Source organism: Marinicrinis sediminis (assembly GCF_042685085.1).
Lineage (GTDB): Bacteria > Bacillota > Bacilli > Paenibacillales > KCTC-33676 > Marinicrinis > Marinicrinis sediminis.
The window spans coordinates 803,249-825,951 of the sequence record NZ_JBHUMM010000043.1 but is presented as its reverse complement, the minus strand read 5'-3'; the positions used below and the strand labels follow the sequence as shown (position 1 = coordinate 825,951).

Genomic DNA, 22,703 nt, shown 5'->3' with positions numbered 1-22,703 from the left:
AATTTTATTGGGGGAAACCACCATGGATCTGTTGTCCAAAATAAACATTACTGACATCATCGATATTTTAATTGTCAGTTATATCATCTATAAATTGATCATGCTCGTACAGGGAACGCGCGCGGTTCAGCTGTTAAAGGGAATCGTCGTGATCGTACTGGTATGGATATTAAGCGAGTGGTTTAATCTTAATACTCTGAAGTGGCTCTTGAACCAGATGATCACGGTTGGGGTGCTCGCCGTCATTATTATTTTCCAGCCGGAACTGAGAAGGGCACTGGAGCAACTTGGTCGAGGGAAGCTGTTTGTTCGTGGGGGAGCTTCGGAAGAAGACGCGGTCTTCAATCACAACATAGCGGAAGTCATTAAGGCGGTCAACTATTGCTCCAAGCGAAAAATCGGCGCCCTGATTGTATTTGAACGCCATACGGGGCTCAGTGACTATATTGAATCCGGCATTCATATGTCGGCGAAGATCAGTTCCGCCCTGTTAATCAACATATTTACGCCCAATACGCCGCTGCACGACGGCGCGGTGATCATCCGTAATCAAAAACTCATGGCAGGCGCCTGTTACCTTCCGTTATCCGAAAATCCATTTATCAGCAAAGAGCTGGGGACCAGACACCGGGCAGCTATCGGGATGAGTGAGGTGTCGGATGCCATTAGTGTGGTAGTTTCGGAGGAAACCGGGCAAGTCTCCCTTGCTATCAACGGGCAGGTTGTGAGGGATATCAAGGAAGAATCACTCATTTCCAAGCTGTTTGAAGAACTGCGGCCACAGGCGAAGGATAAAACCTCTTTCTGGCGAAGAAAAGGGGGCAACAGCAATGGATAAATGGCTGAACAATCGAAATGTACTGCGACTCATTGCGTTAATGATAGCTATCTTGCTGTGGGTGATCGTACATATGGATCGGGAAGTCACCACGCCGCAATCCCAGACCAGTCTGATCAGTACCAAGACGATCCAGGATGTGAAAGTACAAAAAGTCGGACTGGATACCGAATTGTTTTATATTCAAGAGATCAATACCGAGCATGTAACGGTAACCCTGCGCGGAAATAAATCAAGGCTCAATACCGTCAGCACGAAGGATGGAAATGCCAAAATTCAGGCGGATCTGTCCAATCTGACTGCTGGCAAACACGTATTGATGCTCGAACCGATCGGATTTCCAGAAGAACTCGATGTAGAGATTTATCCCGATACGATCACCGTTCAGATCGAGGAAATTGAAAAAAGAGAATTTCCTGTGAAAATTGAACTGCTGGGCAAGCCTGCAGAAGGTTTCCGGACCGGGGTTCCCATCCTGAATCCGAGCAGAGTTGTGGTGAGCGGCTCCAATGCTGAACTGTCCAGACTGAAAGTCGTTCGGGCAGAGGTAGAGGTTGAAGGAGCCAAGGAAACCGTACAGGGCGAATACAAGCTTACGGCGCTCAATGAAAATGATGAAGCCATGGATATAGAGATTACACCGGCGGTTGTCGATGTCGAATTGCCAATCACGAGTCCTTTCAAAACCGTACCGATGCGCATCAAGCTGATTGGAGAGCCGCCAGCCGGCTACAGCGTCAGTGCATTTGAACAGAGTGTCAAGCAGGTGACGGTCTACGGGGATGAAGATGTATTGAATGAAATGGAATTTTACGATGGCATTGAGATAGATTTGACGAAGCTGACGAATGACAAATTGTATTCCCTGAACATTCCGCTTCGCGACAATGTAGATCGCATCGTGCCGGAGACGGTAGAGGTGGAGATTTCTGTAGTCCCTTCCCAGAAGAAGACTTTTGAAGATATCCCGATTGTGTTCTCCGGTGAGAACGGCGAATATACGACCAGACTGCTGGAACCGTCTGATGGCAAGGTGTCCATCTCCGTTGAGGCCGCCCCCTCGAAGCTGAAAGGGATGAAGGCGGGAGACATTCAGGCGATTCTGGATGTGAGCAACTTGCCTCCAGGGACATATGAGGAGACGTTGAAGCTCAATCTTCCTTCTTATGTGAAGGCCAAGCCTGTGCAAGTCCAGCTGGAGATTGTACCGAAGAATGTGTCAGAGGAAGAGATTCCACCTGAGCAGGAACCTGGGGATAGACCAGGCGATCCTGATGCGTCGGATGGGACGAACGTGCCTTTGCCGCCCGTCGAAGCACAAGCGGATGACGATGGGGAAGCCGGGAACGAGAGCGAAAGTGGGAGTGGAAGTGGAAGCGAGGGCAGTGGAACCAACACTGCTGAGTCTGGAAACAATAGATCGAATTCGACAAATGCTAATGGAACAGGCAACAATATTAGAAGAGAATGAATATTCTAGTGCGAACAGTGACTTGAACCTAATGAACAGTTGGCAAAGACTGAAGGAGCGAATGGATGATGGGGAAATATTTTGGAACTGATGGTGTACGCGGTGTGGCCAATGAAGGTCTGACACCGGAAATGGCCTTTCAAATAGGAAGAGCGGGCGGTTATGTTCTGGCGGGTCAATCTGAGAGACCGACGGTGGTGATCGGGCAGGATACGAGAATATCTGGTCCGATGCTGGAGGCGGCGCTTACAGCAGGATTGTTGTCGATTGGGGCAAATGTGGTCAGGCTGGGGGTTGTGACGACTCCATGCGTCGCTTTCCTTACCAAGGCATCCGGTGCAGATGCAGGGGTCATGATCTCTGCCTCACACAATCCGGTCGCCGATAATGGTATCAAGTTCTTCGGCAGTGACGGCTTCAAGCTGTCGGATGAAACGGAGCTGGAAATTGAAAGATTGATGGATGCGGAGCAAGACGAGCTGCCAAGACCGATCGGTGGAGAACTGGGAACGGTATCCGACGATTTGCATGCCAAGTATCAATATGCCGATTATATCAAGGGCACCGTTCAGCATCGTTTGGACGGGATGAAAATTGTACTGGATTGCGCCAACGGAGCAGCCTATGAGCTGGCCCCGAAAATCTTCACGGATCTCGGTGCGGAAGTCATTACCATTGCCGCTCAGCCAACAGGCAAGAACATTAACGAAGGCTGTGGATCTACCCATGTTTCTTTTGTGCGTGATGCAGTAGTGAAGCATGAGGCGCACTTGGGGTTGTCCTTTGACGGAGATGCCGATCGTCTCATTGCTGTGGATGAGCAGGGTGAGGAAGTGGATGGCGACTACATTCTCTGCATATGTGGTAAAGCCATGAATGAGGTTGGCAAGCTGAATCACAGAACCGTTGTCACCACGGTCATGAGCAATATTGGTTTCTATAAGGCCATGGAGGAAATGGGTATGTCAGCGAATCAGACGGCCGTCGGAGACCGCTATGTGATGGAAGAGATGCGCAAGGGAGGATACAACCTTGGCGGAGAGCAGTCCGGGCATGTCATCTTTCTTGATCATATCCCGACAGGAGACGGCATTCTGACCGCTCTGCAATTAACCAGTATTGTGAAGGGTTCAGGGAAAAAGCTGAGTGAACTGAAAACGATGATGCGCAAATATCCGCAAGTGCTCGTAAATGTAAAAGGTGTCGACAAGCACAAGTTGCCAGAAAATGAAGCCGTTCAACAAGTGATTCAGGAGGTTGAGTCCAGCCTGGGCGATCAGGGACGGGTATTGGTAAGGCCATCCGGTACAGAGCCGCTCATTCGTGTTATGGCCGAAGGCCCGGATAAAGAGGTCGTGGAGCAGCATGTCCAGCGAATTGCCGATATCATTGCGGCTGAATGCAAGCTGTAAGGCAATGGTTGCCGGCTAAACCGCATGACCGTTCCTTGCAGGGGCAGGACAAATAAAAACGCAACGAGCAAGGTGCGGGCTATAATCAGTAAGGTGCGGATTACAACGAAATCATGCCATTATAACGGAAGACAAGCAAGTATCGAAGGAGATGGAACAACATTTCTGAGGTGCTTGCTTTTTTTGTGGCGCATCGTTTATGCCGATTTTCTCCTCCGATACGGACGGAAGAAGGGACATGCCATCGAAATCTAATGAGGAACCCATCTTGAAAATTATTGTTGCACGAGATGACAAAAATGAATAAGATGGTTATATGTTTCTGCATTCAAGAATAGAAAGGAGCATCGAAGGATATCTGCAACATAAGCGCCAGAACTTCAATGAGGGCAGGCTGACGGCAAGGCATGAACCGGCTTCGGAAGGAGCGGGAATCGACTTGCCGACACGATTCTATTGAAGTTGACGAGGTGGAGGTGTTCGAACGTTTCGGCGGGGACCTCCCGGTAATCCATCCATACCGTAAGCTGCACAGTAAAACGAGGGGGCGACCTTTCGCACAATCTGACAGCTGGATGTCAAATGATCTATACCCAAAAAATGAACTATACCCAATGAAGCTTGGGATCTCAGGATCAAACCTTTCCCAAGCGAGGGGAAGGTTTGGTCCTCATCTAATGGAGGTACAAACTATGTGTGGAATTGTAGGATATATTGGACATCGTGATTCACAACCGATTTTGATCGAAGGCTTGAAAAAGCTCGAATATAGAGGCTATGACTCGGCAGGTATTGCTGTGCATACGTCAGAGGGATTGAAGGTCAGCAAGGCGAAAGGACGTCTGGCCATTCTGGAAGAGCAGCTGGAGGGTGCCGCACTGAACGGAACGATCGGTATCGGGCATACCCGCTGGGCTACCCATGGCAAGCCTTCCGATGTGAATTCCCATCCGCATCAGGATATGAGCGGCGATTTTACAATCGTGCATAACGGCATCATTGAGAACTATGTGACGCTGAAGGAAGAGCTGGCTGCGAAAGGTCATACGTTCACCTCAGAAACGGATACGGAAGTCATTGCCCATTTGCTGGCTGATGAATATGACGGGGATTTGGTTCAGGCGGTGCAACGCGCTGTCAAACGGATGAAAGGTGCATATGCCCTTGCTGCGCTGACCAAGCATGAGCCGGATAAAATCGTGACCGTTCGTTATGCCAGCCCGCTTATTATCGGTGTCGGAGAAGGCGAAAACTTTATCGCGTCGGACATTCCGGCTATTCTGGAGCATACGAGAGATGTGTATATCCTGAATGATGGCGATATGGCGGTTCTCACTTCGAATGGTGTCGAGCTGATGGATGTCGAAGGAAAGGCCATTTCCCGGGAAATTTACAAGGTCGAATGGGATATCGTAACCGCAGAAAAAGCCGGATATGATCATTTTATGTTGAAGGAAATCTATGAGCAGCCGAAGGCATACCGTGATACGATGGGCAGCCGCATTAGTGCAGACCACAAGCAGATTGTGCTTGAGGAAGTACAGATGACGAAGGAACAGATTCAGGATATTCACAACATTCATATCGTAGCCTGTGGAACGGCTTATCATGCAGGACTTGTTGGCAAAACGGTCATTGAATCGCTCGCCCGCATTCCGGTAGAAACCGATGTCGCTTCCGAATATCGCTATCGCAATCCGATTATTACCCCGAATACACTGGTCATCGTCGTCAGTCAGTCCGGAGAGACGGCAGATACGCTCGCTGCGCTTCGAGAAGCGAAACGCTGTGGAGCAAGAGTGCTGGCGATTACGAACGTCGTAGGCAGCTCTGTAGCCCGTGAGGCGGACGATGTCATTGTTACCTGGGCGGGACCGGAGATTGCGGTTGCTTCTACCAAAGCGTACACGTCCCAGCTGATTGCGTTTTACTTGCTTGGGTTGTACCTAGCTCAGACGCTGGAGACACAGGAAGCGGGCGCAATAGCAGACGTGATTCAGGCGCTGGAGAAGCTGCCTGAGCAGGTGGAAGCGATACTGGCTGAAGCAGAAGTCGTACGTGACTACGCGGAGCGCATCAGCAAGCATGAGCACCTGTTCTTCATCGGTCGAGGCCTTGACTTCAATGTGGCACAGGAAGGCTCCCTGAAGCTGAAAGAAATCTCCTACATTCACTCTGAAGCATATGCAGCCGGAGAGCTGAAGCATGGCACGCTGGCCCTGATTGAAGAAGGGACACCGGTGATTGCGCTTGCGACGCAGGAAATGCTATTTGAGAAAACGGTCAGCAATATCAAGGAAGTGGCTGCACGCGGTGCGAGCGTCATGGGTCTGGCGATCGAGGGCGACGACGAATTGAAGAAATCCGTCGATGAGCTGTTCACGATTCCGAAAACCCTGCCTTTGCTTACACCTGCACTGTCTGTCGTACCATTGCAGCTGTTGTCCTATTATGCCTCCCTTGCAAGAGGCAACGATGTCGACAAACCACGCAACCTCGCGAAAAGTGTAACGGTTGAATAATAAAAAAAGTAAATAAAGTTGTAACAGGGCTGAGTAGAGCCAGGATGATTCCTGACATCTACTCGGCTTTTCTTTTTGAATTTAGAGGCAGGATTAGGGCAAAGGGAAGGAAAGTGCAGGAGAGTACACGATACTTTCTAAAACCTTATCTCGGAGGCTGTCTCAGGCATTGCAAGGCTTTTGAGATATACCTTTTTATATTAGACCGTGAAAACAGAGGATTAGACGGGTGAAAGCATTCGCAGTAAAATAAAGTAAGATTGGAAGATTCTTGAGAAGAATATTGGTTTTAAACTTTTTTCGATAATGTCAGAACACCCACGTAGAAGACATGCTTGTATTCTTCTTAGGGAATCGCTCTTTCGGACAGCGTTGTTCGAAAGATATCCTATCTTTTGTAAGATGACGTACGGTGGCGGATTTAAGGACTAAAATAGCTAGTAGATGAATGAAAGGAGTGGCAGATCATGAAACGAAAAATTATTTTAGATTTAGCGGTTACGTTAGATGGCTTTATTGAAGGGAAAAATGGTGAAGTTGATTGGTGTATTATGGACGCTGAAATGGGATTTACTCATTTTTTAAATCAAATTGATACCATTTTCTATGGGAGAAAAAGCTATGATTTATGGGGGCAATTTACGCCGGCAATGGAATCTTCGGATGCTGAAAAAGAAATTTGGGATTTGGTTCACAGTAAAGAGAAGGTTGTGTTTTCTAAAACGCAAAAAGGGACGGACAATAAAGTAATATTCATCAATGATTATGTAATTGAAGAAGTAAATCAAATAAAGAACAGGCCAGGTAAAGACATCTGGCTATATGGTGGAGCAAGTCTGATTACAACTTTTATCAATTTGGGACTTGTTGATGAATACAGACTATCTGTACATCCTGTTGTTTTGGGAGAAGGAAAACCACTGTTTGTGGACATCAAACAGCGGTTGAATTTAAAAATGGTGAATACAAAAACGTTTTCCTCAGGCGTTGTACAACTTATTTATCAGACCCATTTCCTTGGCAAGAACGGACAGGCGCCATTGGAACAACTCGATTAGGCGGTCCCGTCCTCCAACATGTTTCCGGCTTACATACCATGTGCATTACCAGCAGTCTTCGTCCACGTCTGTGCCACTGTTATGCACGGTAATCTTGGATCGACCGGACAGTGATTCCGTATAGGAGCAAACGCCGTGGGTCGAAATGCTTCCCTGTGAATCGGTCAACTTGATATAGACGCCGCCCTCCCCTGCCAGTTCCAGATCAGGCTGAATTGTACGAATAGATCCGCTTTCAAGAGGTTCTTCCACGATCACTTTGGAAATATCCTCTGGCGATTGAATCTGACTCTGAAGCACTCCGATTTCTATGCGGACAAGGTCGAGGTCAGACTGGTTGTCAATGGTGACTTGTAAAGGTCTGAAGAGATTAAATACGTCAGAGTGGTCTTTGTAATATTGAACAACCGCCTTGCCTCCGATGAAGCCAACGACCAGCAGCAATATAAGCAGCAAGGATACTTTTTTTGTCATGGTCACCACAGACCACTCCTTTCATCTCCATCCGTCACCCTGGTTAACTGCGCTGGAATCCACCTTCGGAATGAAGAATCTGTCCCGTCATCCACTGGGCCTCATCACTAACCAGAAAAGCGATTAATCTGGCAGCATCGTCGGGTTGTCCAATTCGGCCCATCGCAAACTTGGGCAGCAGATGAGAGCGAATTTCATCGGTCATCCAGGTGGTATCTGTCGGTCCCGGATTCACGGCATTCACGGTAATGTCCAGGGGCCCCAGTTCGATGGACAGCGCTCGTGTAAAAGCAGATATCGCTCCTTTGGTAGCGGAGTAGGCTAACTCTCCGGGCATGGGTCCAACGTCCTGACCTGAAGTGAGGTTTATAATACGTCCAGCTTTCAGTTGTGCGATTGAAAATCGCCGGGCAAATTCTGTGCACAGTAAAAAAGTCGTCCTCATATTCACTGCATAATGCATGTCCAGTACACGGGCATCCAAATTTTCGTATCCATCCCGTGTGGAATGAGCAGCATTGTTCACGAGTACCGAAGGGGTCCCCATCTGAGCAGCAGCATCTAGCACTTCGTATGCGGCGTTAGGATGCGATAAGTCGATTTCGATTCCTTTTCCGCTTACACCTGATGCCAGGAGCTGCTTCTCGAAGTTCGTTGACCAATCTGCTTCAGCATGCCAGTATGTGAAAACAATGTCATATCCTTGTTCGGCCAGTCGCTTGCAAATCGCTGTTCCCATATCCTGTTCACTGCTGGCCCCTGTAACGAGGGCGATTCGCTGTTCGTGATGATGCATGTCGGTTCCTCCTGTTGAATCACTTTATCTCATCTTTAGCCGATTAAGGCGGCACATGGGCTATTGGGCTTGGTCTATTGGCACATGGGGTTGCTGAATCGTACGTGGATGCTCATGTACGCTTTTCGGTGAGGTAGGTTTTGACGGCTGGCGGTTCATAGGTGTTGAATTGATCCAGCAGTCCGGCAGGCTCCTGATCCACCAGTGTGATTCCGTCATACTTCTCATGCAGGAACTGTTCCTGCTTCATGCGTTCGAAGAGGGCTATCAGCGGATCATAATAGCCGTTTACATTTAACAAACCACAGGGCTTATGATGAAGGCCCAGCTGTGCCCAGGTATAGATTTCGAAAAATTCCTCCATTGTGCCAGGCCCGCCCGGAAGGGCAATGAAGCCATCCGCCAGTTCGGCCATCTTCATCTTGCGGGCATGCATCGAATCGACAACGAATAGCTCCGTGAGCTGCTTGTGCGCAATTTCCCTTTGATCGAGAAAGGCGGGGATGACCCCGACAGCACGTCCCCCTGCTTCTAGGACAGCGTCCGCAATGGCGCCCATTGTACCCACACTGGCTCCGCCATAGATGAGGGTAAGGTCACGTTTCACCAATTCGTGGCCCAGTTTTTTGGCGTAGGTCATGTATCGATCTGAGGCTCCCTTGCTGGAGCCACAAAAAACCGCTATGGATTTCATTTAATCTCCTCCATCGACTGTGGATTCTGAATTGTCATGGCTTTTCTTTGCTTGCCTTTGTTTGGAGGCAGCCTCTATTTCCTAAGTTCATCATAGCAAATCGGCTGCTGGATCGGCCAGTCTATCTTCCAGCATATGTGGCCGTCTGATCGAATATGTAGATCTATGCAGCGCATTTCTGGACAAGCCATGAATGGTCAGCAAGCATTCAGGAGTGAGTGCACACTTCGTTTAGAAGACGAAGTCTAGGCAGGGATAGAGGGACAATAGGCAGAATATATGGCTAACAGAACTCACAGACCCCCATAACGCCCTTAAAGCCCATTACTCCTCTAACGAGCTGAACTCGCAACTCGCTCAATTTGCTCAATACACGCTTGCGGTAAGCATGGAAATTTGCTGAACGAACTCAAAACGTGCTCAGAAATGCACTCGGAGTGCTCGCACAGTGCTCTAAATTACGTTCTCAACATGCAAACCGAAACCAACTGGGGTCAAGCATGGAAGTGGGGCTTTCAGAATAAGCGTAACAGGTAGGAGTAGCAAGACAAGAGCGAATCGCTAATAATGAAGAGCAAGAGCAAGAGCAAGAGCAAGAGCAAGAGCAAGAGCAAGAGCAAGAGCAAGAGCAAGAGCAAGAGCAAGAGCAAGAGCAAGAGCAAGAGCAAGAGCAAGAGTAAGAGCAAAGAGCAAGAAGCAAAGAGTAGATATCGAAGAGTACAGACGGAGAAGTAAAATAAATCAAGAATGAAGAATGAAGAATGAAGAATGAAGAATGAAGAATGAAGAATGAAGAATGAAGAGTGAAGAGTGAAGAATAAGAAAGTAAAAAGTGAAGGGAGAATAAGAGATGAAGATGAGCCTGGGGCAAGAATATCTGAAAGTGGTACAAGAAAGATTTCGAAGTGTGAAAGATCTGGGTGACAAGACCATTGCACAGCTTAGTGAATCGGAGCTGCGCTTTCGAACCAGTGAGGCGTCGAACAGTATCGCACTGATTGTGAAGCATATGAGTGGAAATATGGTATCCAGGTGGACGGACTTTCTGACGACAGACGGAGAGAAGCCGACGCGGAAGCGGGATGAGGAATTCGAGGATACGTTAACGACCAAGGCAGATGTGCTTGCCTGCTGGGAACAGGGATGGAAAGTCTTGCTGGATACATTAAGCCAGCTTCGGGAAGCGGATCTGCTGGCTACGGTGTATATTCGAAGTGAACCGCATACGGTGATGGAAGCGATTGAGAGACAGGTAGCCCACTATGGGTATCATGTCGGTCAGATTGTGTGGATCGGCAAGCAGATCAAAGGTGATAGCTGGCATACCTTAAGTATCGCCAAGGGAGAATCGGCAGCATACTTGGAGCAAAAACAGAACGAGCACAGATCGTAAGTTTAGAAGAAGCGCACAAATAATAAGGAGGCGAGCGACGTATGGATACCCAGGATAGAAAAGTCGTGCTTTACATCGCAACGAGTGTGGACGGATACATAGCGCGAGAGGACGGGGATATTGAGTGGCTGCATGAAGTAGATGAGCTGGGGGAGGGAGACAGTGGCTACGGCGATTTTTACAACCGCATTGATACCGTACTGATGGGCAGAAAAACTTATGATCAGGTGCTGACCCTGGTGGATGACTTCCCTTATCCAGATAAGCAGTGCTATGTGTTCTCCCGTTCCGAAACGAGAGCAGATATCCCTCCGATTCATTTTGTACAGGAGGATGTCAGCACGTTTCTCCCACAGCTGACTCGGCAATCTGGCGGAGATATTTGGCTGGTTGGCGGTGCAGAGCTGTTTCAATCCTTGTGGAGAACCGGACAGGTAGATGAGTTGATCATTACAGTCATCCCGGTGGTACTCGGGAACGGGATTCCCTTGTTTGCACCGGCCGCTTCTAATCAGGAACAGACGGTCATACAGAGCCAGGCTGGAGAGACAGGTCAGCCTGCGCTCAGACTGCTGGACACGACCCGTTATGGACAATTTGTTCAATCCCATTATGAGGTCATCCGGTAGACACGGTTTGCGTCAGTCCGGCGAAGTAGCCTGCTCGATCATGCTCAGATATGCGTAGGCTGCTTCGTTCGAATCTCCGCACATGTCAATCGAAGCCTGCAGACTGCTGCATACCTCCGGTCGCTCGGGCTTTCCAAACAGCTTGCACCGGTTATCTTCCGTCAACTGCACACATCTTACTCCGGCCGGTTTGCCCTCGGGCATGCCGGGAATCGGGGAAGAGATGGATATCACACTACAGCAAGCAGCACATCCAATACGACATTCCATCGGTGCCATCACGACCTTTCCTATATATCGCTTATATTGCAGGCTCATTATAGCATGGATCAATGACGGATGGAGAGGAAGATTCTTTTTCCATTGACAGGACGTCACATACCAAATAAAATACCCATAGGGGTATTGGAATGGAGATTAAGAAGATAAAGATGATGATGAACCATATCCCACATGAGCTTTTAAACGAATGGAAGAGGTGAATCCACGATGGACATCGTATTTTATGCACTGACTATCGGGTTGATTGGATGGATGATCTACAGACAATTTGCACCTGTCAAGGGACTACGCACCATGCAGGCAGAGGATTTCAAGAAGGCGTCCAAGGGACACAAGCTGATTGACGTCCGGGAGCCGCATGAGTTCAAGGAAGGTCATCTTCCCGGCGCGGTAAATCTTCCGCTAAGTCAGTTTCGTTCAAGACTGTCTGAAATCCCGCGGGATCGAGAAGTCTATCTGTACTGTCGCAGCGGCATGCGCAGCAAACAGGCGAGCAAATGGCTCGTTCGCAGCGGACACCGCAACGTGGCTCATCTAAGCGGTGGACTGCTGTCCTGGCAGGGTGGATTGAAGAGATAATTCGAATGAAATGAGCATCCCTCCTTCTGAAAACGGATGAAAGTCAGGTTTTCAGGAAATAAATAGAATAGGACGATGTCCGTCTATAAGGAGGGTCCAATGCTCGATAATGCCAAAATTTCGGTCAGACAATTTACGATACTTGTCTTTATGTGGACCGTTGGAGCGACCGTACTCATCATTCCTTCAGGTATGGCCGCAGAGGCCAAGCAGGATGGCTGGATTGCCTCGATTGTTGGCGTCCTTATCGGGTTTGGGCTGGTATGTTTTTATAATTACGTCGCACGCATTCAGCACAATCGGTCATTGGCCAAGATGAATGAAGACATGTTTGGTACATGGCTGGGCAAGCTCGTGACCCTATCATTTGTGATATTTGCGATGATTACCGTCTGTACACTGGTTTGGGTATTTGGAAACTTTCTCGCCACCATGATCATACCCAGAACGCCGATGCCATATATTAACCTGCTGTTTCTAGGGATCGTTATCATCGCCGTTCGATATGGCATTGAGGTAATTGGACGATCCGCGGAGATTTTTTTTCCATGGGTGATCGGATTGTTTTGCTTTATGGTGTTCGCCATATCCCCCCAAATTGAATGGCAAAATTTGCAGCCCGTGCTGCATACCCCACTATCTGCGATCTTCAAAGCCGGGTTTTTATTTGCGAGTGTCGCCTCAATTAACTTTATTGTGCTGCATTCGTTCTATCCTACTGCGGTGCAACAACCCCAAAAGGCCCGGATTGCGGTGTGGAGAGGATTTGGCTTAGGCGGAATGATGATGATTCTCCTTACGTTTCTTGCCTTGTCTGTTCTAGGTGTAGATTTAACATCGAGACATTTGTTTCCCAGTTATATATTGGCCAAAAAAATAAATATCGGAGAATTTTTAAAGCGAATTGAGTCCATTATGGCAGCCATCTGGTTTTTTACGATATTTTACAAGACGACGCTCTATTATTATAGTGCTGTGGTTGCGCTCGCCGAGACCTTTCGCATTAAAGATTACAGATTTCTTGTTCTTCCGATGGGGTTAATCATGCTCGTTATTTCCATCAATGTCTATCCAAATACGAGTTATTTTTTGAATTGGGACGGCAATATTTGGCCTTTTTATGTATCGACTTATGGATTGCTGCTTCCGATCATATGGATCGTGCTTCATTTCGTAAAAAGAAACAAAACATGAAAGGAAGCATGATGGGAAAGATGTAGGGAAACATCAACAGAGGTACGGAAAATGAATTGACTGACAGGTTCATAGATCACCGAAATAAAATCAAGTGGAGTCGGGTATTCAATCTGTAAAGCTTCCAGGATACATAATCCCGTGCCTGCCAACAGTAATACGGAAAACAAGATCATTTCTTTGTAAGCGGTCTCCTTCACAAGCTTTGGAAGTTCAAAGATGATCATCAAGAGGACGACGACTGCAATCCCCGCAAATTTCCACATTGTACTCACTCCTTAATCTCCTGAATATAGGAATTATGAATGGAATCGGTTCTGCGCAGTTCCACATTGACTGCGATATTTATCGGTGATTGAGCAAATTGATGATCCCAATCCTCCTTCATCCGCTCCCATTGATCCGGATGTTTTCGATATAAGACATCGCCAAATCCAAAGAGATCAGTTTCCCACTCTTCCTGCGCTTTCTTCAAGATTTGCTCCATCATGGATTTGAATTTTTGTTCCGATCTGACTTCCAGTTCATAGATCGTTTCTGCCTGATTCAAATCCAGCGCACAATTCACTTCAGTTACACTTCCTTCTGCCTGAACGTCAATTTGAAAAGTCGGTTGATGATGCTCGAAGTGACTCGAAATATTGGTATTGGATCGCAAGAGCTGGATGGAAATGCGATCCGTTTCATTTTCAGGACATCCAATATCTGTGATCGTGGAAAAGAGGTGATTCGTGATAAAATTGTACCCTTTCGTCTCCATGCCATCTAACCATCCGATTAATTTGCCATTTTGAAATGCCGCCATTTCCTCCAATTCCAATGTGACGGCGGATTCGATGGTTTCAATATTTTTACTGCTGTTGCCCATGGCAGGTGAACCGTGAATACGAATGCCTGGCAGGACGGGATGCTTGCCTCCGCTTACCAGGTCCTCAATAAGTTGATCCAATTGAACCGCATTGGTCAAGGCGAGGTTTTTATCTGCAATTTGCAGAGAAAAATAAGTATGCATGGCGGGTACATTTTCTTGTGAGGTTTGGATCTTCAGGACTTCTTCTGCACTAGATTCTTTGGCGACAAGCACATAAAAGTCAGTCCGCATCTCATAATTTCGTGACAGAATATCCAGTAATTTTGTAATCCCTTCTTCTCTGGCCAAGGCTTCCCCGATGACAACCAGGCGAACATGGGCGAAGAACGCCTCCCTGGGAATGATCAACATCATATTTTGAAAAGCTTCAAGGATCGTGTTTCCGGATTTACTGAAGACGCTTACGGGCGTACCTGAAGTGCCTCCCCCTCGTGTTTGCGCAACTTGAACTGGATTGATGATCTGAGTGGAAATATGGTAGCGTCCATCTTGGAAATCAATCCCGATCCCTCCGATGATAGATAGATGATTTAATTCTCTCTGGCTCCAGCATCCTGTTGTCGTCAACAAGGAAAGACTGAGCAGGATCAACGCGATGCGAGCGTTTCGTTTCATCAGGGCGTCCTCCCGAGACATGTGGTTTATGATTTGGGCGGGGTCGATTTGGCGAATAGGCTCCAACCCTTTGTCTTCTTCCTTGTTCGATTATTCTGGTTAATCACGGCTGGACGTTGACGCGTGAACCAGTTCGGCATACGAAAGATGACGTCTTGCTGCTCGGACAGCAGCAGCGGGCCAACGTTGGAGAGATAGGGAACCCCGAACGATTTAAGGCTGCATAAATGCAGGATCATGGCGACCAGTCCCACCGCAATGCCAAATAAACCAAATGAAGCAGCCAGACTCATGAAGACAAAACGCAGAATCCGATTCGGAACGGCAATGCTGATGGAAGGCAGTACAAAGGTAGACAGTGCCGTAATGGATACGACGATCACCATAGCAGGAGAAGCCAGGCCTGCTTGGATGGCTGCTTCTCCCAGCACGAGCGCACCAACGATAGAGACCGTTTGACCGATGGCTCGAGGCATCCGAAGCCCTGCTTCGCGTAAGATCTCAAAGGTCAATTCCATAAATAGCGCTTCAACGAAAGCAGGAAAGGGTACGCCTTCTCGCTGGGCAGACAGGCCTATTAATAGTTCAATCGGGATGAGTTCCTGATGAAAAGTCGTCACCGCTATATAGAAGGAAGGGCCTAGAAGTGAAATGAAGAAAGCGAGATAACGCAGTAGTCGGAGCAAACTAGAAATATCTGCTCGTTGATAATAATCCTCGGCAGATTGAAAAAACTGCGTGAACAAAACAGGAACGAGTAATGCAAAAGGAGTGCCGTCTACCAGAATGGCTACGCGTCCTTCCAGCAAATTGGCCGCAACGACATCCGGACGATCGGTATTGTAGACAGTCGGAAAGGGGGAGAACTTGGCATCCTCAATCCATTCTTCCACATACCCACTTTCCAGAATGCTGTCTGTTTCTATCCGATTGAGCCGCTGTTTTACTTCTTCTACCACTTGATCTTGCACGATCCCTTTAATGTAAACGAGAGATATATCCGTTTTGGTGTACTTGCCGATTTGTTGATTTTCTAATTGCAGATCAGGATGCTTGATTCTGCGCCGAATGAGAGCGGTATTGGTTCGCAGGGTTTCGGTAAATCCTTCGCGAGGTCCTCGGACAACGGTTTGCGAAGTTGAATCACTGACGGCACGTCTCTCCCAGCCTTTCGTATTGATGATGAAACTGTGATCAAAGCCATCGAGTAGAAAGACGGAATCTCCAGACAAAATAGCCGTGATCATGGTATCGAAATCAACGGATTCGTTCACACTTCCAGAGGGAAGAGCATGATCCTTAATGAGCTTTAATGGATGTGGATAGGCAAGAGAATCGGTCTGAAGATCCGTTTCCCTTAATTGCACCATCAGTGCTTGCAGGACGTCGCGAACTGCGGCTGCATCTGCCAATCCCTCGGTGTACAAGAGTGCTGCTCCCAGTTCTCCGGCTGTTCCGATCCGAAAATCTTTCATAATGATATCTGCGCTGTCTCCAATATGCTGCCGGATTTGTGCCAGATTCTCATTCAGATTTTTTTTAAGACGCAGAGAATGGGGGAGGGGAGAGGGTTGAGAATCTTTCGGTTTGATTGCAGGGGTGGAGATTCTCCATTTCATACATACTCACCGTCTTTATCTGTTAATAAATGCGCACCGGTCCAGGATATCCAGACAACCTAATATTGCCTGGTTTTCAATTGATCGAGACGCTTGAACGTATAGCCCTGTTTGCGAGCGTCCTCAATCATTTGTCCGAGCGCAGCCGCATTGTCGCTGGACACCGAATGCAGGAGAATGACAGCACCGGGATGGAGCTGTGCCATGACATTATCGTAGGCATGTTGTTTCCCTCGTTGTTTTTTCGTATCCCAGTCCATATAGGCGACCGACCAGAATACAGAGGTGTAGCCTTCGGAGCGGCTGATTTCCAGCACACGTTCGTCAAATATACCGCGTGGAGGACGAAGATAAGGCATCTCCAGCTGTCCGGTCAGCTTTGCGGTTTCAACCCTTACCTTCTCCAGTTCTTCCCGGATTCGCTCACTGGATATCGTAGTCATATCGGGATGACTCCAGGAATGATTGCCGATCAGATGACCCTCTTGCACCATGCGTTTCATCAAGTCAGGCTGATCCTGAATATAATGGCCGGTTACAAAAAAGGCTGCGGGCACATTCTTCTCCTTTAATACATCCAGTACATCTGTGGTAAAGCCATTTTCATAGCCATTGTCAAATGTCAGATAGAGCTCTTTTTCACGAGAACTCCCCATAAAAATAGCCTCGTGCTTTTCCAGTATCGGCTTGAAGCCTTCCTGTTCAATGGAGGGAAGTTGTCCGTTCCTGCTTTTCTTGAATCCAAAATGATACGGGCTTGCTCCGGCCTGTACCACAACAGAATGAGTGCTCAGCAGAGCAATCCATATGAGGCACAGAACAAGGGAAGTCTGTTTCCAACGCTGCACGTTTGTTTCCTCCTTGGATGTGTCTTCACTTATCAGTGGCGAATCTAGTCTGTTATCAAGCGGACTGAGTATGGACATATTTTTCCCTGGAATCGCGAAATTATGTGGTTACACGATGGGGGGATGGGACGTGGGCATTCGCTGCAACTGCAACTATTTCGCGCAGGATGGCGTCTGTTTCTGAAATAGCCATCATGGTGAGAGGAGGAAATGAACAGTGAACAGACTTCTTCAGAGAGACAAGTTGAGAGAGAAGACAGGAATGGAGATGACAGGCTTGGAGAAGAGAGGGACTTCAGTTATGAACTCATCCAAGAACAAACGTCAGCGTAACCTGCATCTTGCAGCCATTTGCGTGATGGTCCTGAGCATCGCGGGGACCGCAGCAGGTTCTACCCAGATCGCGCACGGGGACAATTCGACGTATGCGCCATATGTCACTCCGGCATATGCACAGCAAACAGCGGTTCAGAAACCTGTTTGGTCAGTCGATATCGATCACAATATGGAAAGGTCGGGCACGCAGTACATGACGGCTGGAGATGGCAAGGTATTCTATCTTCACAAGGATAAGCTGGTTGCGGTCAAGGCAGATACGGGCCAGGCAGTGTGGACGTTTGGTTCGGGTATGCTGGCGGTCATGACCATGGATGCATCGAATTCCACGCTCTACGCAGCATCCAGCCAACTGACCCAGCAGGGGCAGAAGCAGCAGACATTGTATGCCCTCCATGCCACGAACGGCAAAGTGAAGTGGAAGATATCCGGACTGACAGATCTTCGGGAAGTTATCGTGGACGAACAAATGGTGTTTGCTGGCACGGCCAATGGCCTGATTGCTTATGACGAGAAGAGCGGTAAGCCATTGTGGAGCCATACGGAGCCGTACGCTAACTATGCCTACGGCATTTCCGTTCAATCCGATGTCGTGCTACAGCACTATGTCGTGAGCGGAGCGATTACCCATGGCATGTTAGCTGCTTTCGATCGCAGCAGCGGAACTTTGCTGTGGAGCGAACGCTATTTGGAATCGACGCTTGCGGTGGATGGAGACCATATCTACGTTCGCAAGGAAAATCTCATGATCGATGAGTCCGATGTGGTCTATATAGAAAAACGACATATTCGAAGCGGGAAGGTAGAGCGTTCATTCGAGTATGCATCGAACAAAGCAGAAGATCAAATGGGAGAGCGTGCAGATCAGGTAGTGATCGACGGAGAATGGCTGTGGATCGCACGTGGCGACCAGATATTCAGGTACCACCGGGATGCCGATCCTGCACGTACAGAGCCCGTTGTTCACAGTCTAGGCGCTGCCAATGCTCATCCGGGAATGATTGCGGGGCCCTATGCGGACCGGATTTTTTATTCCAGCGGGAGCGAACTGGCCTCTTATTTCAGGTCCAAACAGCTGTATACGTCTTACCAGGTGGACAATCCCATCTCCCGGCTGGAGCTAATCAATAACGGCGTATATGTCGGACAGACGGATGGGGCATTCAAGATTTTTGACGTCCAGACTGGCAAAACCTTGCTGCACGCACAGACGAATGCCCGCTTGTTTGCAGACATCCTCATAGAGGGTAACAGTGTGCTCGTACAGGCGGAGAGGAAGCTCCTCGCCTTCACCAACCCTGCACAAGCGGCCAAAAGCATCGAACCGGTAAACACACAGCCCAGTGTGGTGAAAGCAGAAGCCAATCTGATCATCGATGGTGTGAAAAAGACGTTTTCACCACAGCCGGTTTTTGTCCATAACCGCCTGTTTGTGCCGTTCCGTTCTCTGTTTACTGCTGTAGGAGCCAAGGTGGATTACGAGGCAGTGAACAAAACCGTCCATGCCTCGTATCAGGACAAGAAACTGTCGTTCCGTACGGGTGCCGCTACAGTACAGATGGGAGAAGACGTGATCGGGTTAAGCCAGCCGACTTTTCTGTACAATAACACAACCTATTTGCCGCTGAGAGATATCAGCGAACTGCTCGGCGCAGAAGTGAAATGGGACGGAAGTACGCGAACCGTACAGGTCATCACCCAACCATAACCTGTTGGTAAGACGGTCTCTAAACCCATTCATCATTCATAAACCCGGGATGAATCGCCTAGCATTCAGCAAATATAAATGAATGGAGACACCTCCAGCACGAAAACGAGAGCGAATGCGCGATCAGAAGTGCATGCGTCACGTATTCGGCGAGGTGTCTTTTTGTGCTACCTGCGCCGGATATCTTTTATTGGAAGTTTTTCGATATCGACCTGGCGAGATGCCGTAGTGCTCACGAAAGATGCGATGAAAATACGAATAACTGCCAAAGCCAGATATCTCCGCTACATGCTCCAGTGTCATTGGGCTGTTCTTCATGAGCTCTATTGCAATCGCTAGCCGCACTTTTTGTGCATATTGCAGCACGGACATGCCATACTCTGATTTGAAGAGATGTCCTGTTCTGGACACACTTAATCCGACATGCGCAGCCACATCCTCCAGCTTCATCCGCTTGGTTGCGTGTTCCTCGATAAAATATTTCATCTTCAAGGCATAAAATGAAGGATTAGAAGGCAAGTGGGAGTTTTCCTGAATAGCGCGATCTATCATATAGCATAGCGATTGGAGAAGCGCAGCAAGTAAAGCGGGATCACTGTCCTCCATTCTTCTTTTTTCTAAAATTAATTGATACCAGATTGCTTTTAGACGCATATCCTCTGCGACCTTCGTTCTTTTCGGTCGAGGGGACAATGCCCACCATTGATCAATCCAGCTGCCGGTACACATGACATAGTAATCTCCGCTTACATCTGCATCATCTTCATTTTGCACCGAAGCCTCTAGCTGGTAAGGTTCCCCTGGCTCATATAACAGCAACTCTCCTGGCAGTATTGTCTCCATTTGGCCGTTTACCAGCACATGGCTCGCTCCTTCTGTCTGCAAGCGAAAGATATACGTATCCAGTCCGTCTCTATAAAACTGACGAAATGGCTCCGTATGAAAAGAATAGTCGCATAAGTGAATTTTCATAGTCTGTTCCTGCAAGGACATTCATCTCCCTTCAGCAGAAAATAGCCAAATCGTTGAGGTTTTCAGCGATATCGTTTCTATAATTATACCGCATCTCCTTTTATGATAAAGATAGATAATACAGAAAGGACGATGATCCGATGCACAATAAAAAAGCAAAGCTTATTCAGACCTCCAAACACTCCAACGATCGCTTAACAGTAAAGGAACCCTTAACCTTTCAATATGATGAAAAAGGATTGGAAAATCAACTTATCAATGTGTATGAAGATGTTCAATACCAGGAAATTGTAGGGTTCGGGGGCGCGCTTACAGAAGCATCAGCCGTAACGATTAACAAGATGAGTAAGGACAAGCAAGAAGAAATCATGTGTGCTTATTTTGACGAGGAAAATGGCCTCGGATATACGTTTTGCAGAACACATATCAACAGCTGCGATTTTTCGCTCGGCAACTACGCCTATGTAGAAAAGGAAGACCCGGAGCTGAAGCAATTCGACATTAGCAGAGACAAGGAAGCGCTGATTCCTCTCCTACAGCAAGCACAAACAGCTACTGGAGATGACTTCAAATTGTTCGCCTCTCCATGGAGCCCTCCTGCCTGGATGAAAACGAACGGAGAGATGAATAATGGTGGACAGCTGATCAAGCAATATTGGCAAACCTGGGCAAACTATTTTGTCAAGTACATCCAGGCCTATGCAGAGGAAGGTATTGCGATGTGGGGTCTAACGGTACAAAATGAGGCGAACGCCAAACAAGTATGGGATTCATGTATGTATAATGCAGAGGAAGAGAAGGAGTTTGTACGAGATTACTTGGGACCGACCTTGGAAAAGCATGGCTTGTCCCATATTAAAATTATGATATGGGATCACAATAAAGAAAGAGTATATGATCGCGCAAAAGTGGCATTTGAAGATGAACAAGCAGCAAAATATATTTGGGGGATTGGCTTCCATTGGTATTCCGGCGATCACTTTGAAGCATTGGCAGCTGTACATGACCGCTTCCCTGATAAAAAGCTGGTGTTTACCGAAGGATGTCAAGAAGGCGGCGTTCATTTAGGCGCTTGGGAGACAGGTGAGCGCTACGGACATGACATCATGGGAAATCTGAATAACTGGATGACGGCATGGACGGATTGGAATATCGTGCTGGACGAACAGGGAGGACCGAATCACGTACACAATTACTGTGATGCTCCTATTATTGCCGATACGAATACAAACACCGTACATTATGAAAGCTCCTATTATTATATCGGGCATTTCAGTAAATATATTCGTCCAGGTGCGAATAGAATCGCGAGCACCAAATATACAGACAAGCTGGAAACGGTGGCATTCCAGCAAGCTGACCGTACGATTACACTAGTTGTCATGAATAGAAGTGAACAAGCATTGCCATACACGATCAGAATGCGTGACCATATCGCACAATCCAGCATTCCGGCTCGCTCTATCCAAACGATTATCATTTAGTCTATTGGCAATGGTAAGATATCCTCACCAATAAAAAAAGCAGAGATGGTTTCTGGTACATCAGAGGTCTTCTCTGAAGCAGAAGCCTGAGAATATGCAAACATAAGGAAACCAGCCAACCTGGATAAACGGGAAGGCTGGTTTATTATATCCTCACCTTGAATCGCATGATTATATGCTGTAATTACCATTTCTTTAAACTGATCAAACGATAAGGGTTGTTCATCACTATTTCTAGCTTGCATGCCAAGACTTTTTTGGGATACTGTTTTGTATGCTTTCGTGCCGTCATCTAACGGCTCATGATCCGGATAAACCGGAACCATATACAAGACATTGAAATCAATAAATAGGCCGCATTCTTGATTTACCTGGACGAGCTGTAAGGATGGATTTTTCCAATTGTAAAATAAAATGCGACAGCTAGCAGAAAACAAAAGAGCCCATGTCTGGTATCGTGTAAAATGGAAGTTACCACACCACCATTGATTACAGGAGAACCCAATATGAGCGACTCGAGTCTGTAACTAGATTGTGTAACTCTTAAATGAATTAAAATAAGAGCAGGAGATTGGTTTCCAAAGGAAAGAGCATTTTCCCGACAGATGACGCTCTTCTAAAGATGCTTTAACTCATCACCATGAATGTCACACCTAAATAGACAGGCCGTGTTCAGAACTGGGAGGTGAAAGTATGAGATATACCTTGTGGTTATTCATTACACTTGGATTAGCATTACTTGGTATTATTTCTTTTTGGCCAAATTATACGGAAAATGAATTTCCATTATTTACAGATATTCTGCTCATATTTGTTTTTATTCCTTGTTATTTTGTATTTACCTTTAATCTAACAGCCTTTTTATTAAAGTTGACAATAAAAAATAAAAAATTGTACAGACTGTTTAT

The 22,703-nt window shown here is 47.4% G+C and carries 23 protein-coding genes; 13 read left to right on the top strand and 10 right to left on the bottom strand.

Features of this window, described 5'->3' with window-relative positions:
• Positions 1 to 22: 22 nt before the first annotated feature.
• The 5 genes from cdaA (at position 23) to ACFSUC_RS17640 (ending at position 7,301) form a co-directional block, all read left to right on the top strand.
• Positions 23 to 838, top strand: a complete 816-nt coding sequence (gene cdaA / locus ACFSUC_RS17660) for a diadenylate cyclase CdaA (RefSeq protein ID WP_379930966.1) — start codon at positions 23 to 25, stop codon at positions 836 to 838.
• Positions 831 to 2,309 carry a CdaR family protein gene (locus tag ACFSUC_RS17655; RefSeq protein WP_379930965.1) on the top strand — a complete coding sequence of 493 codons (1,479 nt, stop codon included), beginning with the start codon at positions 831 to 833 and terminating at the stop codon, positions 2,307 to 2,309. The genes cdaA and ACFSUC_RS17655 overlap by 8 nt, the downstream gene beginning before the upstream one ends.
• A 68-nt stretch (positions 2,310 to 2,377) precedes the next feature.
• Positions 2,378 to 3,721: a phosphoglucosamine mutase gene (gene glmM, locus ACFSUC_RS17650; protein ID WP_379930964.1), complete on the top strand. Its 1,344-nt coding sequence runs from the start codon at positions 2,378 to 2,380 to the stop codon at positions 3,719 to 3,721.
• Between the two features lie 692 nt (positions 3,722 to 4,413).
• Positions 4,414 to 6,243, top strand: a complete 1,830-nt coding sequence (gene glmS, locus ACFSUC_RS17645) for a glutamine--fructose-6-phosphate transaminase (isomerizing) (protein WP_379930963.1) — start codon at positions 4,414 to 4,416, stop codon at positions 6,241 to 6,243.
• Between the two features lie 467 nt (positions 6,244 to 6,710).
• The gene (locus ACFSUC_RS17640; protein ID WP_379930962.1) at positions 6,711 to 7,301 is read left to right on the top strand and encodes a dihydrofolate reductase family protein; all 591 of its coding nucleotides are present in this window, start codon (positions 6,711 to 6,713) and stop codon (positions 7,299 to 7,301) included.
• Between the two features lie 45 nt (positions 7,302 to 7,346).
• Here ACFSUC_RS17640 and ACFSUC_RS17635 read toward each other — a convergent pair whose 3' ends face one another.
• From ACFSUC_RS17635 to ACFSUC_RS17625, 3 genes are all read right to left on the bottom strand, one after another.
• Entirely contained in the window at positions 7,347 to 7,781 is a 435-nt protein-coding gene (locus ACFSUC_RS17635) for a hypothetical protein (protein ID WP_379930961.1), read from the bottom strand.
• A gap of 37 nt (positions 7,782 to 7,818) precedes the next feature.
• Positions 7,819 to 8,571: an SDR family oxidoreductase gene (locus ACFSUC_RS17630; RefSeq protein ID WP_379930960.1), complete on the bottom strand. Its 753-nt coding sequence runs from the start codon at positions 8,569 to 8,571 to the stop codon at positions 7,819 to 7,821.
• Between the two features lie 112 nt (positions 8,572 to 8,683).
• The gene (locus ACFSUC_RS17625) at positions 8,684 to 9,265 is read right to left on the bottom strand and encodes an LOG family protein (protein ID WP_379930959.1); all 582 of its coding nucleotides are present in this window, start codon (positions 9,263 to 9,265) and stop codon (positions 8,684 to 8,686) included.
• A 567-nt stretch (positions 9,266 to 9,832) separates the two neighbouring features.
• On the opposite strand from ACFSUC_RS17625, the gene ACFSUC_RS17620 reads away from it, so the two are divergent.
• The 3 genes from ACFSUC_RS17620 (at position 9,833) to ACFSUC_RS17610 (ending at position 11,287) form a co-directional block, all read left to right on the top strand.
• Positions 9,833 to 10,000: a hypothetical protein gene (locus ACFSUC_RS17620; RefSeq protein WP_379930958.1), complete on the top strand. Its 168-nt coding sequence runs from the start codon at positions 9,833 to 9,835 to the stop codon at positions 9,998 to 10,000.
• A 121-nt stretch (positions 10,001 to 10,121) separates the two neighbouring features.
• Positions 10,122 to 10,658: a DUF1572 family protein gene (locus ACFSUC_RS17615; protein ID WP_379930993.1), complete on the top strand. Its 537-nt coding sequence runs from the start codon at positions 10,122 to 10,124 to the stop codon at positions 10,656 to 10,658.
• Between the two features lie 41 nt (positions 10,659 to 10,699).
• Positions 10,700 to 11,287 (top strand): dihydrofolate reductase family protein, encoded by a 588-nt coding sequence (locus tag ACFSUC_RS17610; RefSeq protein ID WP_379930957.1) that lies wholly within the window; start codon positions 10,700 to 10,702, stop codon positions 11,285 to 11,287.
• A gap of 12 nt (positions 11,288 to 11,299) precedes the next feature.
• On the opposite strand, the gene ACFSUC_RS17605 is transcribed toward ACFSUC_RS17610, so the two are convergent.
• Entirely contained in the window at positions 11,300 to 11,557 is a 258-nt protein-coding gene (locus ACFSUC_RS17605) for a YkgJ family cysteine cluster protein (RefSeq protein WP_379930992.1), read from the bottom strand.
• Between the two features lie 219 nt (positions 11,558 to 11,776).
• On the opposite strand from ACFSUC_RS17605, the gene ACFSUC_RS17600 reads away from it, so the two are divergent.
• Both ACFSUC_RS17600 and ACFSUC_RS17595 read left to right on the top strand, forming a co-directional pair.
• The gene (locus ACFSUC_RS17600) at positions 11,777 to 12,148 is read left to right on the top strand and encodes a rhodanese-like domain-containing protein (protein WP_379930956.1); all 372 of its coding nucleotides are present in this window, start codon (positions 11,777 to 11,779) and stop codon (positions 12,146 to 12,148) included.
• A gap of 99 nt (positions 12,149 to 12,247) precedes the next feature.
• Positions 12,248 to 13,342, top strand: coding sequence for a GerAB/ArcD/ProY family transporter (locus tag ACFSUC_RS17595; RefSeq protein ID WP_379930955.1), 1,095 nt, complete (start codon positions 12,248 to 12,250; stop codon positions 13,340 to 13,342).
• Here the strand turns inward: ACFSUC_RS17595 and ACFSUC_RS17590 are convergent.
• Genes ACFSUC_RS17590 through pdaA form a run of 4 tightly spaced genes read right to left on the bottom strand, consistent with a single transcriptional unit; the run spans position 13,315 to position 17,295 of the window.
• Positions 13,315 to 13,617 carry a hypothetical protein gene (locus tag ACFSUC_RS17590; protein WP_379930954.1) on the bottom strand — a complete coding sequence of 101 codons (303 nt, stop codon included), beginning with the start codon at positions 13,615 to 13,617 and terminating at the stop codon, positions 13,315 to 13,317. The two genes, ACFSUC_RS17595 and ACFSUC_RS17590, sit on opposite strands and share 28 nt — an antisense overlap.
• Complete coding sequence (locus ACFSUC_RS17585) at positions 13,614 to 14,828, bottom strand: Ger(x)C family spore germination protein (RefSeq protein WP_379930953.1); 1,215 nt, start codon at positions 14,826 to 14,828, stop codon at positions 13,614 to 13,616. The genes ACFSUC_RS17590 and ACFSUC_RS17585 overlap by 4 nt, the downstream gene beginning before the upstream one ends.
• 26 nt (positions 14,829 to 14,854) lie before the next feature.
• A complete protein-coding gene (locus ACFSUC_RS17580) occupies positions 14,855 to 16,447 on the bottom strand; it encodes a spore germination protein (protein WP_379930952.1) in 1,593 nt (530 codons plus the stop codon).
• A 59-nt stretch (positions 16,448 to 16,506) separates the two neighbouring features.
• Positions 16,507 to 17,295, bottom strand: a complete 789-nt coding sequence (gene pdaA / locus ACFSUC_RS17575; protein WP_379930951.1) for a delta-lactam-biosynthetic de-N-acetylase — start codon at positions 17,293 to 17,295, stop codon at positions 16,507 to 16,509.
• 217 nt (positions 17,296 to 17,512) lie between these two features.
• Here pdaA and ACFSUC_RS17570 point away from each other — a divergent pair, with 217 nt between their 5' ends.
• Complete coding sequence (locus ACFSUC_RS17570; protein WP_379930950.1) at positions 17,513 to 19,339, top strand: stalk domain-containing protein; 1,827 nt, start codon at positions 17,513 to 17,515, stop codon at positions 19,337 to 19,339.
• 138 nt (positions 19,340 to 19,477) lie between these two features.
• On the opposite strand, the gene ACFSUC_RS17565 is transcribed toward ACFSUC_RS17570, so the two are convergent.
• Positions 19,478 to 20,311 (bottom strand): helix-turn-helix domain-containing protein, encoded by an 834-nt coding sequence (locus ACFSUC_RS17565; protein WP_379930949.1) that lies wholly within the window; start codon positions 20,309 to 20,311, stop codon positions 19,478 to 19,480.
• A gap of 140 nt (positions 20,312 to 20,451) precedes the next feature.
• On the opposite strand from ACFSUC_RS17565, the gene ACFSUC_RS17560 reads away from it, so the two are divergent.
• On the top strand, positions 20,452 to 21,795 hold the full coding sequence (locus ACFSUC_RS17560; RefSeq protein WP_379930948.1) for a glycoside hydrolase family 30 protein: 1,344 nt from the start codon (positions 20,452 to 20,454) through the stop codon (positions 21,793 to 21,795).
• Here ACFSUC_RS17560 and ACFSUC_RS17555 read toward each other — a convergent pair.
• Positions 21,792 to 22,127, bottom strand: coding sequence for a hypothetical protein (locus ACFSUC_RS17555; protein WP_379930947.1), 336 nt, complete (start codon positions 22,125 to 22,127; stop codon positions 21,792 to 21,794). The genes ACFSUC_RS17560 and ACFSUC_RS17555 overlap by 4 nt on opposite strands.
• Positions 22,128 to 22,488: 361 nt before the next feature.
• On the opposite strand from ACFSUC_RS17555, the gene ACFSUC_RS17550 reads away from it, so the two are divergent.
• The coding region (locus ACFSUC_RS17550; RefSeq protein ID WP_379930946.1) for a hypothetical protein at positions 22,489 to 22,703 on the top strand (215 nt) is incomplete at its 3' end.